This is a genomic window from Metabacillus fastidiosus NBRC 101226 (assembly GCF_001591625.1).
GTDB classification, from domain to species: Bacteria; Bacillota; Bacilli; order Bacillales; family Bacillaceae; genus Metabacillus; species Metabacillus fastidiosus.
This window is the reverse complement of sequence record NZ_BCVG01000054.1, coordinates 1-17,553: the sequence shown is the minus strand read 5'-3', so window position 1 is coordinate 17,553 and position 17,553 is coordinate 1. Positions and strand designations below refer to the sequence as shown.

Below are 17,553 nucleotides of genomic sequence, written 5' to 3'. Positions count from 1 at the left end.
ATGCTTAAATTCATAATATTAATAATGCCAGAATGTTATTTCAATATATTTAAAGACTCAGTCCTCCTTTATTATCACTTGTCTATCATTCTAATATCTCATCAACAGTCATATAAATATGTGAACCTGCCTTTCTATTCACTAAAAATTTAAGGAGGTTTTTATGATTAAAAAGTTAAAAATAGTCATTGCTGTTTGCATTGTTACTCTTTTAGCTGCTTGTTCAGATCCCGTGCAGGAGGAGATTATCTCCTATGTGAATGAAGATCTTCCAGAAATCGCGAAATTAGAGGAGGAAGTTATCGGGAAATATGACAGTGTAACCGGAGAAAACTACAAAGATGATGAGATATTATATGATGCTTTGACTAATGAAATTATTCCTGATTACTCCCAACTCATCGATAAACTCGAAGCGATACAACTCTCCGATAAAGAGCTCCGCGATATCCATGAAGACTATATTGAAGCCGCAAATCAGCAATATTCCGCCTTTACAAAAATGTTAGCTGCCATAGAAAATCAAGACTATGCTCTTATAGAAGAAGTTAACGGAATCTTATCTCAATCCCGCAAGGATATGCGTGATTATCAGTATGATTTAAAGGAGTATGCAGAGGAAAATGATGTGGAGATTAAGGAGTAATGAACATATTTAAAGAGAAACAGCTGTTAAACATTATTAGAATGCTTAACAGCTGTTTCTTTTAGATCCTTTAAATCATTATTCCTTTACATAAAAGTAACTAAGCAATGTAAATATTCTATTATAAACTTTCAAATAATTTATTCCATCTTAAATAGATTAATTCTTACTTTACAAATAGGAATTATAATGTTAATATCTGGTTTAACATTTAAGAAATCAGAGTTATTAAGATAAATAGTTTACAAGTTTATGAGGTGATTTATATGACAAATGAATTAATTAAAGCTTTCAACTTAATTAAAGAAAAACAATGGGTTGATTTAACCCATACATTTGGACCAGATTCCCCACATTTCTCTGCTTTTGATTCTGCTGAATTTCAAACATTATTTAATCATAACGATGGTTTCTTTGCTCAAAGCTTTAAATTTGCTGGGCAATATGGAACGCATTTAGATGCACCAATTCATTTTGTTCAAAATACGAGATATCTAGATGAACTGGGCTTGAAAGAATTAGTTCTGCCGCTTGTTGTAATTGACCGATCAAAAGAGGCTGCTGAAAATAACGATTTCACCTTATCAGTAGAGGATATTTTAACATTTGAAGCAGAATATGGAGCAATCGAAGAAGGCAGTTTTGTTGCTTTACGTACTGATTGGAGTAAGCGTTGGCCGAACATAGAAGCTTTTGAAAATAAAGATACTAATGGTAATAATCGTGCACCTGGCTGGTCATTAGATGCTTTGAAATTTTTGTTCACAGAGCGAAAAATTAAAGCTGTCGGGCATGAAACATTTGATACGGATTCGGCTATTGATTTTCAAAGAAATGGTACTCTTTTAGGAGAACATTACGTACTTGAACAAGATACATACCAAGTTGAGTTATTAGCAAACTTAGATAAAGTACCAGCAAAAGGTTCTGTCATTTTTAATATTGTCCCAAAACCAGAAAAGGCATCGGGATTTCCAGTAAGATCATTTGCTATATTACCATAGCAAAGCATTGTATATAAGCCAAATCCCTTATCTCCAATGATAAGGGGTTTGGCTATAAAAACTTAAAATATATATTAATCAATTTTTTCAAAATTAAATCTATTCCGAATTCAAGCAGTTAAATCATTTCACCATTTTCCTAACTAACTCTCTATTCCGCTTCTTAAACAACTCGTTATGAGAAGAGACCATTCCAGTTTTATTCGCCTTCGGTTCAATAAATTGCTTCGCTTTGTTCACTGCGTTTGCAGCATCTTGGAAGGCTCCCGCAATTAAATTTAGTTTGCCATCATGCTTTAAAATATCCCCTGCAGCATAAAGACCAGGGACAGATGACTCGCTGCTGGCATTGCCATCAATATAGTAGTCATCAACCATTGTGATATTTAAATCACTGTTTTTAAGCAGTTCCGTATCACATTCGTAGCCGTGATTAATAACTACCTCGTCAATTGGCAAATAAGAAATTTCACCAGTTTCATGATTAGTTAGCTCTACCTGTTCAATCATTTCTTGTTTACAGCAAGCTTTAAGCTTTGTAATAGATGTATTAAGCAGGCAATCTGCACAACTGTCCATTAACTGGGTTACTTGTGATTCATGTCCTGATAACGTCCCTTTTCGATAAGCTAAATATACTTTTTTAGCAATTGGTTCTAATTCATTCGCCCAGTCAACAGCGGAATTTCCGCCTCCTGAAATAATGACAGTCTTATCTTTAAAATGTTTTAAAGATTTCACTGTGTAATTCAGATTTGATATTTCAAATTTCTCTGCACCTTCAATTTCTAATTTTTGCGGTTTTAATATTCCGCTTCCAACTGCAACAATGATTGTTTTTGAAAAATGTTTTCTTCCGGAAGCTGCCTGTAAAACGAAAACTCCAGTTTTACTCTTTGTAATGGATGTTATTTTCTCATTTAACACAACTTCCGGATCAAATGTCATTGCTTGTTCTATAAGCTGTTCAATTAATTTCGCCCCTGGAGTAGGTGTCATTCCTCCCACATCCCAAATCATTTTTTCAGGATAAACATGTATTTTTCCGCCCAGTCTCGGCTGATATTCAATAAGTTTTGTTTTCATTTCTCTAAGTCCGCTATAAAAAGTGGAATAAAGTCCTGCTGGACCTCCTCCAATTACTGTCACATCAAATAATTCTTCTTGACCCATCTTCATTCACTCCTAAAGTTATTATACAGTAAATGATTATCATTCTCATTATAGTATATGTTATTTATTTGATTTCTACAATAAAAATATGTATTGACAATAAAAAAACCACATATTATAGTTTTAGTTGCAACTGATAATCATTATCATTTTATTTACTCATTTTCAAATAATTGGAGGTTATAGCATGGTTCGCCTATATGCAAATGACTTAAACATTGGTTACGGTGAACGTTTAATTGTAAAAGGGCTTAGTGCTCAAATTCCTGATAAAAAAATTACAACTATTATCGGTCCGAATGGTTGCGGAAAATCTACATTATTAAAAGCAATTACCCGTATACTCCCGCATCAATCAGGAGAAATCATTTTAGATGGAGCAAATATTGTAAAAGAAAATACAAAGATACTTGCCAAAAAAATGGCTATTCTTCCGCAAACACCAGAAAGTTCTAGCGGATTAACAGTCGGAGAGCTTGTATCATATGGTCGTTTTCCATATCAGAAAGACTTTGGACGTTTAACGAAGAAAGACTATGAAGTTATTGACTGGGCACTTGAAGTGACAGGGACGAAGGATTTTAAATTCCGTTCTGTTGATGCCTTGTCAGGAGGACAGCGCCAGCGTGTTTGGATCGCAATGGCCCTGGCACAAGAAACAGAAATGATTTTTCTCGATGAACCAACAACATATTTAGATATGGCTCATCAGCTGGAAGTATTAGAACTTTTACAAAAGTTAAATATAGAACAAGAGCGGACGATTGTGATGGTTCTGCATGATTTGAATCAAGCTGCCCGCTTTGCTGATTATATTATCGCCCTGAAAAACGGGGAAATTGTAAAAGCTGGTAATTGTGAAGAAGTAATCAATCATAACGTACTTAAGGAAGTATTTCATATCGATGCTGAAATAGGCAGAGACCCGCGAACTGATAAACCAATATGTATCACATACAATTTATTAAAAGGAGAAAATGAAAATGAAGAAACTATTTATCCCGCTCATGCTGATGCTGCTGCTAGTTATTAGTGCCTGCAGTAATGACACAGCAAAAAATGAAGGAAAATCTACACCAAAGGAAAATAAAACAGAGACAATTACATATGAATCTGAAAATGGACCAATTGAAGTTCCTGCTGATCCAAAGCGCGTTGTTGTATTAGGTTCATTTACAGGTAATGTTATGGCTTTAGACGTTAATCTTGTCGGTGTTGATTCATGGTCTAAGATGAATCCACGTTTTGATAAATTAAAAGATGTAGAAGAAATCTCAGATGAAAACTTAGAAAAAATCATTGAGCTAGATCCAGACTTAATTATCGGCTTATCAACAGCGAAAAACCTTGATAAATTAAAAGAAATTGCACCTACTGTAACATATACTTATGGAAAAGTAGATTACTTAACACAGCATGTAGAGATTGGAAAGCTATTAAATAAGGAAAAAGAGGCACAAGCTTGGGTAGATGATTTCAAAAAACGTGCACAAGATGCTGGAAAAGATATTAAAGCAAAAATCGGAGAAGACACAACAGTTTCTGTAATCGAAAACTTTAATAAACAACTTTACGTATACGGTGATAACTGGGGACGCGGTACAGAAATTCTTTACCAGGAAATGAAATTAAAGATGCCGGAAAAAGTAAAAGAGACGGCTCTAAAAAATGGTTACTATGCATTATCATTAGAAGTGCTTCCTAAATTTGCTGGTGATTATATGATTATTAGTAAAGATAAAGATATTGATAACTCATTCCAAGAAACTGATACTTACAAAAACATTCCAGCTGTTAAAAATAATCATGTTTTTGAAGTAAATATGAAAGAGTTCTATTTCAACGATCCATTAACATTAGATTATCAATTAGAATTCTTCAAAGAGCACTTCCTTGCTAACTAATCTAACAAAAGAGCTGTCATAACATTATGCGACAGCTCTTTTCCTTATATTTCATAAAAGAAAAGATGAGACTAATGATGAAAGAAAAAAAACGATCTATCCCATTCATATATAAGTTAATTGCTTCAGTATGTATATTCATTGGTATGTTTATTGCAGCGGTTTTATTCGGGGCAGCAGATACAACAATTAAAGATGTATGGCTGGCACTTACTTCTCCTGCTGATACTAATGCAAAGATTTCCCTTATTCGTGAAATTCGTTTACCTCGTGAAATTGGAGCTATTTTTGTTGGAGCGGCATTATCCATTACTGGCGCTATTATGCAAGGAATGACGAGAAACCCTCTCGCTGATCCAGGATTACTTGGATTAACTTCTGGGGCTCAAGCCGCACTTGCTATTACGATTGCATTTATCCCTTCTGCAAACTATTTTGGTATTATGATTGCTTGCTTTATCGGGGCAGCCGTTGGAGCAACAATCGTTTTTGGAATCGGTCAATTAAAAAAAGGCGGATTTTCCCCTTTGCGCATTATATTAGCTGGGTCTGCTGTTTCCACTTTTCTATTAGCAGTCTCAGAAGGTATTGGTATCTATTTTAAAATTTCAAAAGATGTATCGATGTGGACTGCTGGAGGACTTATCGGAACGACATGGAATCAGCTTCAAGTCATTGTTCCTTTTATTTTAATTGGTATTATTACTTCACTCTTCTTCTCGAGACAACTCACGATTCTTAGTTTAAGTGAAGAAGTGGCAGTCGGACTAGGTCAAAAAACAACAACAATAAAAACAGTTCTTTTTATTGTTACTATCTTACTTACCGGCGCTTCTGTTGCACTTGTCGGAAACATGGCTTTCATTGGTTTAATGGTTCCCCATATCGTTCGTGGAATTGTTGGTACAGATTATCGATTTATATTACCAATGTCCGCCATCTTTGGAGCTTCCTTTATGCTTTTTGCTGACACACTTGGGCGCACGATTAACGCTCCTTACGAAACACCTGTTGCAGCTATTATGGCAATGATCGGTTTGCCTTTCTTCCTATTCATCATGCGTAAAGGAGGTAGAATGTTCTCATGATTCAACGAGCTTTAATAAAAAAACAGCGAATCATCATATCTATTTTAGTAGCCCTTATTATAATGACCATTACTATTGGACTTGGAATTGGATATTCCTCCTTATCTTATGATCGGCTTATTCCAACTTTTCTTGGGCAGGGTACATTTAAAGAGGAATTTGTATTATTTTCTATTCGACTGCCACGGATTATTATTACATTGCTTGCAGGTATGGCCCTTGCATTATCCGGTGCTATCTTACAAGGAATTACAAGGAATGACTTAGCAGAACCCGGAATTTTAGGAATTAATTCCGGAGCAGGTGTAGCTGTTGCGCTTTTCTTTTTATTTTTTCCTATACAATCGGGCTCCTTTATTTACTTATTGCCACTTGTTGCCTTTATCGGCGCTTTACTTACCGCATTTCTTATTTATATCTTTTCATATGATAAAAATACAGGTCTTCAGCCAGTAAGATTGGTACTTACCGGGGTTGGATTGGCAATGGCATTTTCGGGAATTATGATTGTACTCATCTCATCAGCAGAACGTTCAAAGGTCGACTTTATTGCAAAATGGATAGCAGGAAATATTTGGGGATCAGATTGGACATTTATTTTAGCAATCATTCCGTGGCTTGCTGTTCTTATCCCATTCACATTGTACAGAGCAAATCGATTGAACATCCTTAACTTAAGTGAACCAGTTGCAGTTGGTGTTGGGATATCCATTGAAAAAGAACGTATTGTATTATTATTAACAGCTGTTGCATTAGCCGCTGCTGCTGTTTCAGTTACAGGGGGAATTGTTTTTATCGGTTTATTAGCACCCCATATAGCAAGAGCTTTAGTAGGACCTAGACACCAATTATTTCTCCCTATCGCTATTTTACTCGGAGGATGGCTATTGCTAGTTGCAGATACAATAGGACGTAATATTGTGGAACCTGAGGGCATTCCAGCAGGAATTGTTGTTTCGTTAATTGGAGCTCCTTACTTTGTATACTTATTATTAAAAAAATAATAGGTTTGTTATACCTTATAAATGAAGGCAGGTGACAAAATTGTCATCTGCCTTCATTTATTTGTTAGGAGAATAAAAGGAAAAAGAGTGACATAACTGCTAAAATAAAGTTATTATTTTCAGGGAAATATTAAAAGATTAAAAGGAGATTTTATGGATACGATTAAAGACATTATCATTGGATTAATAATGGGGATCGTGGAAGGATTAACAGAGTTTGCGCCTGTTTCATCAACCGGCCATCTCATATTAACCGGCCATCTTTTAAATTTTGAAGGTACACCAAGAGTAACAACATTTGAAGTTTTTATACAATTAGGTTCTATTCTGGCAGTAGTCGTCCTATTTTGGAAAAGAATATTGGCGATTTTAGGATTGAAGCGTAACGAAGAAACCGATGTTGCAGGAAAGCTCAGTATTATTCATATCGCCATTGGAATTATTCCCTTTTGCCTGGGCGGCATCATTTTATATGATACGATAAAAGAAGTTTTATTCCGTCCTCAAACTGTTGTCATTACTCTTGTTGCAGGAGGAATACTTATGATTATAGCTGAGAAATTCAAGCCGGCCCCTTCTTCTAATACATTGGACCAAGTTACATATAAACAAGCTTTCTTAGTAGGTTTATTTCAGTGCCTTGCATTAGTACCTGGTTTCTCAAGATCCGGTGCAACATTATCCGGAGGTTTATTAGCCGGTATGAATCATAAAACAGCAGCGGAATTTACATTTATTATGGCAATTCCTATCATGTTTGCTGCATCAGGGAAAGATCTTTTGGAGAGCTGGAGTCAGCTTAGTGCTGCCGATATTCCTTTGTTTGCTACCGGATTTTTAACAGCTTTTGTTGTAGCAGCCATTGCAATTAAGTTCTTTCTTAATTTAATTAATAAAGTAAAGCTGATTCCTTTTGCTATTTATCGCTTTATACTAGCAATTGTTTTTTGGATATTTATTCTATAATAAAAGCTGGATAGCCTTTTTGGCTATCCAGCTTCTTTTAATTAAGCTTCTACAACCTCTCTTTTTGCATAAGTCTCTTGATCAAATTCACCTGTTGCTTTACTAGTTAACACTCCAGCAGTCATACTTCCACTCACATTTAAAGCTGTTCTTCCCATATCAATCAATGGTTCAACAGAAATAAGTAAACCAACGATCGCAACTGGAAGATTCATAACAGAGAGAACAATCAATGCTGCGAAAGTTGCACCGCCGCCGACACCCGCAACACCGAATGAGCTGATTGCTACAACTAGAATAAGAGAGATAATAAATGATGGGCTCATCGGATCAATACCTGCCGCTGGAGCGACCATTACAGCAAGCATTGCCGGATAAATACCAGCGCAGCCATTTTGTCCAATTGACAGGCCAAAGGAAGCCGCAAAGTTAGCAATTCCTTCTGAAACACCAAAGTCCTTTGTCTGTGTTTTAATATTTAAAGGCAGCGTTCCTGCACTTGTACGAGAAGTGAAGGCAAACGTTAATGTTGGCAATCCTTTTTGAATATAACGAACAGGATTAAGCCTTACAAGTGCTAATAATAATAAGTGGACAAGGAACATAACGATCAGTGCCACATAGGATGCTACGACGAACTTTCCTAATTTGACGATTGCTTCATAATTACTCGTCGCCGCAACCTTCGTTATAATCGCAAGAATACCATATGGTGTTAAGCGAAGAATCAGTGTTACAACTCTCATAATAATTGCATATAGCGTATCAATTATTTTCGCAAAAAATTCTCCATGTTCAGGATCTTTACGTCTTACACCAAGGTAGGCAACTCCGATAAATGCTGCAAAAATAACGACAGCAATCGTTGAAGTTGGACGGGCACCTGTTAAATCCTGAAAAGGATTACCTGGCAATAACTCTAAAATCTGCTGTGGAATTGTCATGCTTTCCACGCTTGTCACTCTTTCCTGTAACTCTATATTACGAGCACTTTCTGCTTCACCTTCTGTTAATTGAATACCGTCAAGACCAAAGCCTAGCGCAGAAAAAATTCCGATACCGGCAGAGATAGCCGTTGTCCCAAGTAAAATCCCAATTACAAGGAAGCTGATTTTCCCAATATTTTTTGTCAGCTTTAATTTTGTAAATGCCCCTACAATTGAAATAAATACAAGTGGCATAACGATCATTTGAAGCAGTTTTACATAGCCGCTTCCGACGATGTTAAACCATTCCATTGTATCTGTCGTAACTTTAGAATCGGTTCCGTAAATAAGATGAATAATAAATCCAAAAACAAGTCCTAAACCTAATGCGGTGAACACGCGTTTTGAAAAAGAGACATGCTTCTTCTGCATAATGAACAAGCCAAGCAGCAATAGCAGCAGGACAATAATATTCGTGATGATTAGAATGGTGTTCATATTTTCCCCCTATAATAATTTAATATAAGAAAATGTTATTACAAGTATTCAAATCAGTCAAATCAGAATATCTATGTTTTTAATTATATTTTTCTTATCCTGTTATATAACTTTCCCCAAAAATAAATAATAAACGAAAAAGCCGCTTTTTTCAGCTGTCTAAACAGTAAAAAAAGCGACTTTTATTAAAAGAAAAGATTAATGAGCAATTTTATCGACATGTTCCAGATGTTTACGTCCAGATAAGACAACAAGCATCGCGAGAAGAACAAAAATCGCTCCTGAAATAAATGGCATATGAGAATTGAAATTTTCAGCAAGTTTATTAGCCATCCATGGACCGATTGCGCCGCCAATAAAACGGACAAAGCTGTATGCCGCTGATGCTGTTGCACGTTCAACAGGCGCAACCTGCATTACAGCTGTTGTAATTAGCGTATTATTCGTACCAAGGAAAAGACCAGCTACAATGACAGCAATGATAACAATCTTGCTGGAATCTGTCCAAATCCCCATCGCTGCAAGCGTTAATGCGAAAAGAATTAACATAGAGCACATTGATTTAATCGTGCCGAACTTCGCTTGAAGCTTTGGCGCGACGAATACCGATGTAATCGCAAGACATAATCCCCAGCCAAGAAATACATAACCTAAACCATGTTCATCCAACCCCATCACAAATGGAGCAAATGCCATCAAAGTAAAAAACCCGATATTATAGAAAAACGCTGTTAAACCAAGGCGGAATAATCCTGGAAACTTCAATGCTTTAATTGGATCTAACACAGAAGTCTTCACTCTCGGCTTTTCCACTTTTGGCATTTTTATTAATAATACCAGAAAAGCAATAATCATCAGCACACTTACACCATAAAATGGTCCGCGCCATGATATCGATCCTAATTCACCGCCAAGCAATGGGCCAACAGAAATACCAAGCCCTATTGCTGCCTCATATAAAATAATAGCTTTTGCCGTACCTCCAACTGATAATCCGACAATTGCAGATAATGCAGTTGCAATAAATAAAGCATTGCCAAGACCCCAGCCGCCGCGAAAACTTACGATGTTCCAAATACTATCTGAAGTACCTGCTAATGCTGAAAAAACAGCTATTAATATAACTCCTATTAATAATGTCCATTTAATACCGATCCTGCTGGAAACTACACCAGTAATAAGCATCGCGATACCGGTAATTAAATTATAACTTGTAAATAATAAAGAAACTTCACTTGGCACAGCATGCAATTTTTCTGCAATCGCCGGTAATATCGGGTCTACAAGACCCAGCCCCATAAAAGAAATAACTGTTGCAAAAAAGATTACCCAAATAACAACCGGCTGTTTCGTTGATTGATTAAGGGTATACTCCTTTTCTTTGTTCATCATGCAAGACTCCTTTTACTATAAAATCTTAAATTATTGCTATTAATACCTATTTAATTTTAATAAGTATAATAAAAATTTCATTTTTCTAATAAAGTATATACCTAATTAACTTTAACGTCAACGTTAACTTTCACAATCGATTTTCTATATATAAACAATTAATAATGTATAATAAAGAAAGTACTCCATTTTTGTAGTATAGAACTTTTGCTGGAAAATATGATTATTAACTATCAGTTAAAAAGCTTTTAGAGGAGAATACAAATGGAAGAATTAAAAATAGATGATGTTGCTAAGCAAAGCGGACTAACGAAGCGAACAATACGCTATTATGAGGAAATTGGTATTTTACCTTCTCCTCCGAGAAGTGATGGAGGTATTAGACTATACTCTCAGAAGCATGTGGAATTCTTAAAAAAAATTACAAATGCCAAAGAAGTGATGGGATTTTCCCTTCAGGAACTCCAGGAGTTTATTAAATTAAGCGATATACTAGAAGTACAGAAAGAAGATTACTTACAAGTGAAAGGCACAAGTCTCCAAAAAGAGAAATTAGAGAAAGTATATGAAACAGTTATGGAGCAGCTTACACTTATCGAACAGAAGAAAAAAAGTATTCTAAAGGTAGAGAAAGACCTAATTTCTCTTAGAGATCGTGCAAAAGCGGCTTTGATTACTTTTGAACAATAACAATAACAATAAGAAAAAAGGCAAGAGCACCTTATGTGCTCCTGCCTTTTTTCTTATTTTAAATGACTATCTAAAAACTTAATCATCGCATTATAAAACTCAATTCGATTCTCTTCATTAGCAAAGCCATGTCCCTCATTATCTTTTACCATGTACTCCACATCCACGCCTCGTTTTCTTAACGCTTCAACGATTTGATCTGATTCAGCCTTGTTTACACGCGGGTCATTTGCTCCCTGTGCAACGAAAAGAGGTGTTTTAATTTTATCAGCATGGAATACCGGTGATACTGCTGTTAATAGTTCTTTATCTTTTTCTGGATGTCCCACTCTTTCATAGAACATATTTCTCATTGTTTCCCAATATGGAGGTACTGTATCTAAAAGTGTGAAAATATTAGAAACACCAACATAGTCAACAGCAGCTTTATATAAATCTGGAGTAAATGTAATTCCAGCTAAAGTTGCATAACCGCCGAAAGATGCCCCATAAATACCGATACGGTCAGGGTCAGCAATACCTTGGTTAATTGCCCACTGTACACCATCTGTAATATCATCTTGGATCTTTAATCCCCATTGTTTATTACCTGCATCTAGGAACTCTTTTCCATATCCCGTTGAAGATCTGAAATTCACTTGTAAAACTGCATATCCTCTATTAGCAAGAAGTTGAACTTCCTGGTTAAAGCCCCATATATCCCTTGCCCATGGTCCTCCATGCGGGTTTACAATAAGCGGCAGGTTTTCAGCTTTTTTATTTTTCGGAAGGGTTAAATATCCGTGAATTGTTAAGCCATCCCTGCTCTTATAAGAGATGGAATGCATATCCGCAAGATTTTCCGAATCCAGCCAAGGACTTAAATTAGCTAATTCTGTTAACTCATCTGTTGTTGAATCGTAATAGTAATATTCTCCAAATACTTTGTCACTTGATACACTAACGATGAATTTTGTCTTTTCTTTGTTGAAATCATCAATCCAGAACTCACTTTCACTAACTTTCAATTTACCTTGGATGTGCTTGAAAGTCTTCTCAAATTCTTCATCGAAAAATTTGTAGTGAACCTTATCTGTTATATATGCTCCAAATAATAATTTATCCTGCTCTGAATCGTATAAGACACCACTTACATCTACATTTGGATTAGAAAAGATTATTTCTTCTTTTCCTGTTAAATCATATTTTACAAATTCAATTTTATCACGGTCTTTATTCGATAAAGCATAGATTGATTTATTGTCTTTAGAAAAAGTGATTGGACTAACAGTTTCTCCAGCCTTTGTCTTAATAAAAGGCTTAAACTCTTCCTCTTCTGTTTCTCTATATAAAACTGTACTTTCCACTCCATCTGATTCTAATGCAATTCGAATTTTCCCATCACGGTCAGCAAGCCAGCCTGCAATATTTCCTGGATTTTTTGCGACATGTGTTGTCTTACCAGTCTTTATATTAAGCTTATATACATCAAATACCGTTGCATCCTCTTTATTCATTGTAATAAGAATTTCATCTTTAACACCTTGAAGTGTACTAAGGATATCTACTGTTACACCAGCATAAGGTGTTAAATCTTTTTCTTCATGGCCATTGAATGAAGAAGAATAAATATGGAAGTTCTCATCTCCGCCATTATCCTTTTGATATAAAATTTGATCATCTTTCCATAGGAATCCTGCAATATCACGATCCTTTGAACTTGTTACACGAACCGGTTTTCCTTCGCCATTCATTTTTTGAACGAATACATTTAAACGGCTTTCCCAATCTGAAGCATACGATATGTAATTTCCATCTGGTGAAAGTTGATGTGCTAAGTCACCTGGATTCTTCATAAAATCTTCAACTGAAATCTCTTTAACACCTTTATTATCAATATCTTTCGTTGCCGCTTTTTTATAGTTTTCAAAAATAGTAACAACATCATGAAGCTTGACAGGCTGTTTGGCCCAATAGCCTTTTTCTAAAATACCAAGTCCTTCTGCTGTTTTTACATAATCCTCTAAACTTTCTTCTTTCTTTTCAACACCGAGAGCTCTTATTAAAATACGAGCAGCTTCCCCGCGGTTAATAAGTGCTTTTTGATCTTCAAGCTCACCTTTTCGTACCCATTGGTTCTTAATTTCTTCTCTCATATATTCCGAACCATGCTGATACGTTAACTCTGTTAATGCATAATTAATAAATTCTTCTGCTGATACATAAGCCTCAAGCTTAGCATCTGCTGGTACTACTCCTTTATTTACTAGGCTTTCATAGTAAGAAACACTATGCTTTTCACTCGCCATAGCTGAAAAAGGAAGGGATACAGCAAGAGCAGAAGCTAAAACTACAGATAAAAACCCTTTCTTCAAGACTACTCCCCCTTAATACTAATCTATTACATTACTAGTATATCAGAAATATTTTACTGTTAAGTATTATTTTTACATTAATTCTTTATAAAGGATTTCTTAATGCCTCATTTTAAAAGTCTTTTAAATACTACATATTCTTCCATGAGGTGGAGATAATATGGAAAAATGATGCAGTCAATGAAAGGACGAAATGATTAATGGATGACTTACTTATTGCTCGATCTTTATTCGGCACAACGATGGCATTTCATATTATATTTGCCACTATTGGAGTTGGGCTGCCGATGATGATTCTTGCAGCAGAACTGCTCTACCAAAAAACAAAAGATGTGGACTATGTAGTAATGGCTAAAAGATGGACAAAAACTTTCGCTGTTCTACTTGGAGTTGGTATTCCAACCGGTACTATTGCCGGCGTTCAATTATCACTTTTATGGCCAGGTTTTATGGAAGTCATTGGACGGGTTATGCCTCTTCCATTCCAAATTGAAATTTACGCTTTCTTTATCGAGGCTCTTTTCATGTCTATCTATGTATATGCGGCAGAAAGAATTGCTCCCTGGATGAGAATTACAAGCTTAATCTTAGTAGCTTTGGGAGCGTTAGGGTCTGCTGTTTTAATTACAAATGTACATGCTTTCCAAGGAACACCGACTGGTTTCCGCTATGAAAATGGGCAATTTCTCGATATTGACCCATGGGCGGCATTTTTCAATCCAAGCTTCTCCGTTACAGCAATACACGTAGCCTTATCTGCTTATGTTGTCGGAGCTTTTGTCGTTGGATCAGTTGCCGCATTTAAGATGATGAGAAATGAATATGGTTCCAGAATTTATAAATTTCATCAAAAAGCATTAATGATCAGTCTCGTACTAGGAGGGATTTTCGCCTTTTTAACAGCGATAAATGGGCATGAATCAGCCCAGTATTTACACGAATATCAGCCGGAGAAACTAGCTGCGGCTGAAGGATTGTTTGAAACACAGTCACATGCGCCGCTTGCTATTGGCGGATTTACAGACAGGGAAACAGAATCTGTAAAATGGGGAATTGAGGTTCCTTGGGCACTTAGCTTTCTTGCAGGTAACAGTTTCGACACAGTTGTTGTCGGTTTAAACGATTTCCCGGAAGAGCTTTGGCCACCGCTGTTTATCCATACATTATTTAATGTGATGGTAGGCATTGGCTCCTTGCTCATTCTCATTTCAATAGCAGGCATTATATGGAGGAAACTTTTGAAAAAAGACCGTTTTCCCAAATTCTTTTTGTGGATTTTAGTTTTAGCAGGACCGATGGCTGTTGCTGCGATTGAAGCCGGATGGATTTTTGCATGTACAGGCCGCCAGCCGTGGGTTATTTATCGAATATTATCTACCGCTGAATCTGCCACGACTGCTACCAATTTAGGCATTCTCTTTATTTTATTTATTGCTGTATATGTCATCTTAGGCATCGCTGTTGTTTTTGTTCTTTTATACTTCTTCAGAAAAAATAAAGAAATGGATGATATTAAACGGGCTGAAGAAAAATATGTTCGTTTATTTAGTTCAAATTCATAGGAGGCGATATAAATGGCTGATGCACTGATTGCTATTACTGTACTTTGGGGATTTGTCTTCATTTACGCTGTTATGGCAACGATGGACTTTGGCGCAGGTTTCTGGTCCATGATCTACTTTAACCGGGAGAAAACAAGGGCAACAAATATTGCGAACCGTTATTTATCACCGACATGGGAAGTGACGAACACATTTATCGTTGCCCTTGTTGTTGCTGTATACAGCCTTTTTCCTACAGCAGCTTACACGTTCGGGACGATTCTTTTAATTCCTGGAAGTATTATTTTACTTCTTCTTGCTTTACGAAGTGCTTTCTTAGTTTTTTCCAATATTGCAATCGAATATAAAAAACCGCTTACCTACATATCAGGAATTGCAGGAATCTTAATTCCCGGTCTATTAATAAGTGTCCTCCCAATTACCCATGGGGCGTATATTGATTATACGAACGGGACTGCTAATTTGAATTTACAGAAGCTTTTTACAAGTCCGAATGAGTACGCCTTTATCGGATTTGCTATTACGAGTACTCTGTTTCTATCTTCCTTATTACTCGCTGATTATTCCAAAGCTTCGCACGAGATGGAAGCATATAATGTTTACATGCGTGATGGAAGAATTTTAGGCCCTATCTCATTAGTAATGGCATTCCTCATTATGTTTACGCTGAAAAAAGAAGTACCGTGGATATACGATAACATGATGGATGATCTCCCTCTTTTACTCTTTTCCATCACCTTCTTTTTCATTGCAGGAATCGGTCTATATTTCCCATCCTTTTTTCAAAAAGGTGTTTCGGGTATGCCAAGACTTTCTGTTATTGCCGTTACAATACAATATTTAATCGCAAGTTATGTATACGGTAAAGCTCATTTACCTTATATTATTTATCCGAATATTACAATTGAATCTGCTTTTACAGACCCTAACTCTTTCAGAGCAGTTTTTATAACCTACATTATCGGATTTGCCATTCTCTTTCCAGGTTTTTTCTATTTTTGGCGCCTATTTATGAATGATAAAAAATATTTGAGACAGAAAAGTTAAAAAGGAATGGCAGAATTTCGACAATTCCCTTTATTAGCTTCGAAGTACACCATCCTTAAGATAATATAGAGGAAAATGTTAAAGAAGGAGATACTTTGAACCAAATCGAAAAGCTTTTTAATGAAGCAAAACAATTCATAGAAATTTGCTATAAAGAATTGGGTATAGAAGGGAAATTGAAACAGAGATTAACTGAAATTAAAACAGCAATCGATATAGATGGTTACTATGAACATACGTATGAAGAACTTGCTTATGGTGCAAAAATGGCATGGAGAAACAGCAATCGCTGCATAGGGAGATTTTTCTGGCAATCGCTTGATGTTATAGATGCCCGCAGCCTTGAAAAAGAAGAAGATATATTCGATGCTCTCCTGCATCATATTAAAGCAGCAACAAATAATGGGAAAATCAGACCGATGATAACTGTATTTAAACCGAAAATAAGCGGGGAAGAACAGATTAGGATTTGGAATCACCAGTTGATTCGCTATGCAGGGTATGAGCGGGATGAGGATACTATTGGAGATCCAGCATCTGCATCCTTTACAACTCTCTGTAATAAAATGGGATGGAAAGGAAAAGAAACTCATTTTGACCTATTGCCCTTAGTAATTCAAACAAAAAAGAATGAACCAAAGTTATTTGAAATACCTGAAAATATTGTATTAGAAGTACCTATTCATCATCCAGAATATGAATCGATCAAAGATTTAAATATAAAATGGTATGCAGTACCGATTATTTCTGACATGAAGCTTGAAATTGGTGGAATTGAATATATAGCAGCTCCTTTTAACGGCTGGTATATGGAAACAGAAATAGGAGCACGAAATTTAGCAGATCCATTTCGTTATAATTTTCTCCCTAAAATCGCTTCTATAATGGGACTCGACACGAGCATAAACACCACTTTCTGGAAGGATAGAGCATTAATAGAATTAAATACAGCTGTTGTTTATTCCTTTAAGAAGGCTGGTGTCAGTATTGTTGATCACCATACAGCTGCTGCACAATTTAAACGATTCGAAGAAAATGAGGAAAAATGCGGAAGGGCCATTACTGGGGATTGGACGTGGTTAATTCCCCCTGTTTCCCCTGCCACTACTCATATTTTTCATAAATCTTATGATAATACATTCGTATCTCCGAATTACTTTTATCAAGATCCACCTTATAATTAAAAAATATATTTTAAAATCTGTCCCAATCACAAAATGATGAGTTAGGACAGATTTCATTATATTGATTCTACGCTTATTTACAATAAAGTGAAACTTCCATCAGTGGGGGTTTTTC

Annotated in this window: 15 protein-coding genes; 11 read left to right on the top strand and 4 right to left on the bottom strand. The window is 35.9% G+C overall.

Annotated elements, in window-relative coordinates; translation table 11 throughout:
• The first annotated feature begins 163 nt into the window (after positions 1-163).
• Positions 164-646 (top strand): hypothetical protein, encoded by a 483-nt coding sequence (locus BFA01S_RS13255; RefSeq protein WP_082799983.1) that lies wholly within the window; start codon positions 164-166, stop codon positions 644-646.
• Positions 647-912: 266 nt separating this feature from the next.
• Positions 913-1,650: a cyclase family protein gene (locus tag BFA01S_RS13250; RefSeq protein ID WP_066231204.1), complete on the top strand. Its 738-nt coding sequence runs from the start codon at positions 913-915 to the stop codon at positions 1,648-1,650.
• Between the two features lie 123 nt (positions 1,651-1,773).
• On the opposite strand, the gene BFA01S_RS13245 is transcribed toward BFA01S_RS13250, so the two are convergent.
• On the bottom strand, positions 1,774-2,823 hold the full coding sequence (locus BFA01S_RS13245) for an NAD(P)/FAD-dependent oxidoreductase (RefSeq protein WP_066231201.1): 1,050 nt from the start codon (positions 2,821-2,823) through the stop codon (positions 1,774-1,776).
• Positions 2,824-3,010: 187 nt separating this feature from the next.
• On the opposite strand from BFA01S_RS13245, the gene BFA01S_RS13240 reads away from it, so the two are divergent.
• The 5 genes from BFA01S_RS13240 (at position 3,011) to bacA (ending at position 7,785) form a co-directional block, all read left to right on the top strand.
• The gene (locus BFA01S_RS13240; protein ID WP_066231198.1) at positions 3,011-3,856 is read left to right on the top strand and encodes an ABC transporter ATP-binding protein; all 846 of its coding nucleotides are present in this window, start codon (positions 3,011-3,013) and stop codon (positions 3,854-3,856) included.
• Positions 3,807-4,727, top strand: coding sequence for an iron-hydroxamate ABC transporter substrate-binding protein (locus BFA01S_RS13235; protein ID WP_066231195.1), 921 nt, complete (start codon positions 3,807-3,809; stop codon positions 4,725-4,727). The genes BFA01S_RS13240 and BFA01S_RS13235 overlap by 50 nt, the downstream gene beginning before the upstream one ends.
• Positions 4,728-4,801: 74 nt before the next feature.
• Complete coding sequence (locus BFA01S_RS13230; protein WP_066231192.1) at positions 4,802-5,815, top strand: FecCD family ABC transporter permease; 1,014 nt, start codon at positions 4,802-4,804, stop codon at positions 5,813-5,815.
• Positions 5,812-6,819 (top strand): FecCD family ABC transporter permease, encoded by a 1,008-nt coding sequence (locus tag BFA01S_RS13225; protein ID WP_066231189.1) that lies wholly within the window; start codon positions 5,812-5,814, stop codon positions 6,817-6,819. The genes BFA01S_RS13230 and BFA01S_RS13225 overlap by 4 nt, the downstream gene beginning before the upstream one ends.
• 162 nt (positions 6,820-6,981) lie before the next feature.
• Entirely contained in the window at positions 6,982-7,785 is an 804-nt protein-coding gene (gene bacA / locus BFA01S_RS13220; protein ID WP_066231234.1) for an undecaprenyl-diphosphate phosphatase, read from the top strand.
• Between the two features lie 41 nt (positions 7,786-7,826).
• On the opposite strand, the gene BFA01S_RS13215 is transcribed toward bacA, so the two are convergent.
• Entirely contained in the window at positions 7,827-9,209 is a 1,383-nt protein-coding gene (locus tag BFA01S_RS13215) for an L-cystine transporter (protein WP_066231187.1), read from the bottom strand.
• 198 nt (positions 9,210-9,407) lie between these two features.
• On the bottom strand, positions 9,408-10,598 hold the full coding sequence (locus tag BFA01S_RS13210) for an MFS transporter (protein ID WP_066231184.1): 1,191 nt from the start codon (positions 10,596-10,598) through the stop codon (positions 9,408-9,410).
• 267 nt (positions 10,599-10,865) lie between these two features.
• Between BFA01S_RS13210 and BFA01S_RS13205 the strand changes: the two genes are divergently transcribed.
• On the top strand, positions 10,866-11,291 hold the full coding sequence (locus tag BFA01S_RS13205; protein WP_066231180.1) for a MerR family transcriptional regulator: 426 nt from the start codon (positions 10,866-10,868) through the stop codon (positions 11,289-11,291).
• 53 nt (positions 11,292-11,344) lie between these two features.
• Here BFA01S_RS13205 and BFA01S_RS13200 read toward each other — a convergent pair whose 3' ends face one another.
• Positions 11,345-13,645 (bottom strand): S9 family peptidase, encoded by a 2,301-nt coding sequence (locus tag BFA01S_RS13200; RefSeq protein ID WP_066231177.1) that lies wholly within the window; start codon positions 13,643-13,645, stop codon positions 11,345-11,347.
• Positions 13,646-13,845: 200 nt separating this feature from the next.
• On the opposite strand from BFA01S_RS13200, the gene BFA01S_RS13195 reads away from it, so the two are divergent.
• From BFA01S_RS13195 to BFA01S_RS13185, 3 genes are all read left to right on the top strand, one after another.
• A complete protein-coding gene (locus BFA01S_RS13195; RefSeq protein ID WP_066231174.1) occupies positions 13,846-15,207 on the top strand; it encodes a cytochrome ubiquinol oxidase subunit I in 1,362 nt (453 codons plus the stop codon).
• Positions 15,208-15,219: 12 nt separating this feature from the next.
• Positions 15,220-16,254 carry a cytochrome d ubiquinol oxidase subunit II gene (locus BFA01S_RS13190; protein WP_066231171.1) on the top strand — a complete coding sequence of 345 codons (1,035 nt, stop codon included), beginning with the start codon at positions 15,220-15,222 and terminating at the stop codon, positions 16,252-16,254.
• A gap of 95 nt (positions 16,255-16,349) precedes the next feature.
• Positions 16,350-17,438 carry a nitric oxide synthase oxygenase gene (locus BFA01S_RS13185; RefSeq protein WP_066231164.1) on the top strand — a complete coding sequence of 363 codons (1,089 nt, stop codon included), beginning with the start codon at positions 16,350-16,352 and terminating at the stop codon, positions 17,436-17,438.
• Positions 17,439-17,553 lie beyond the last annotated feature (115 nt).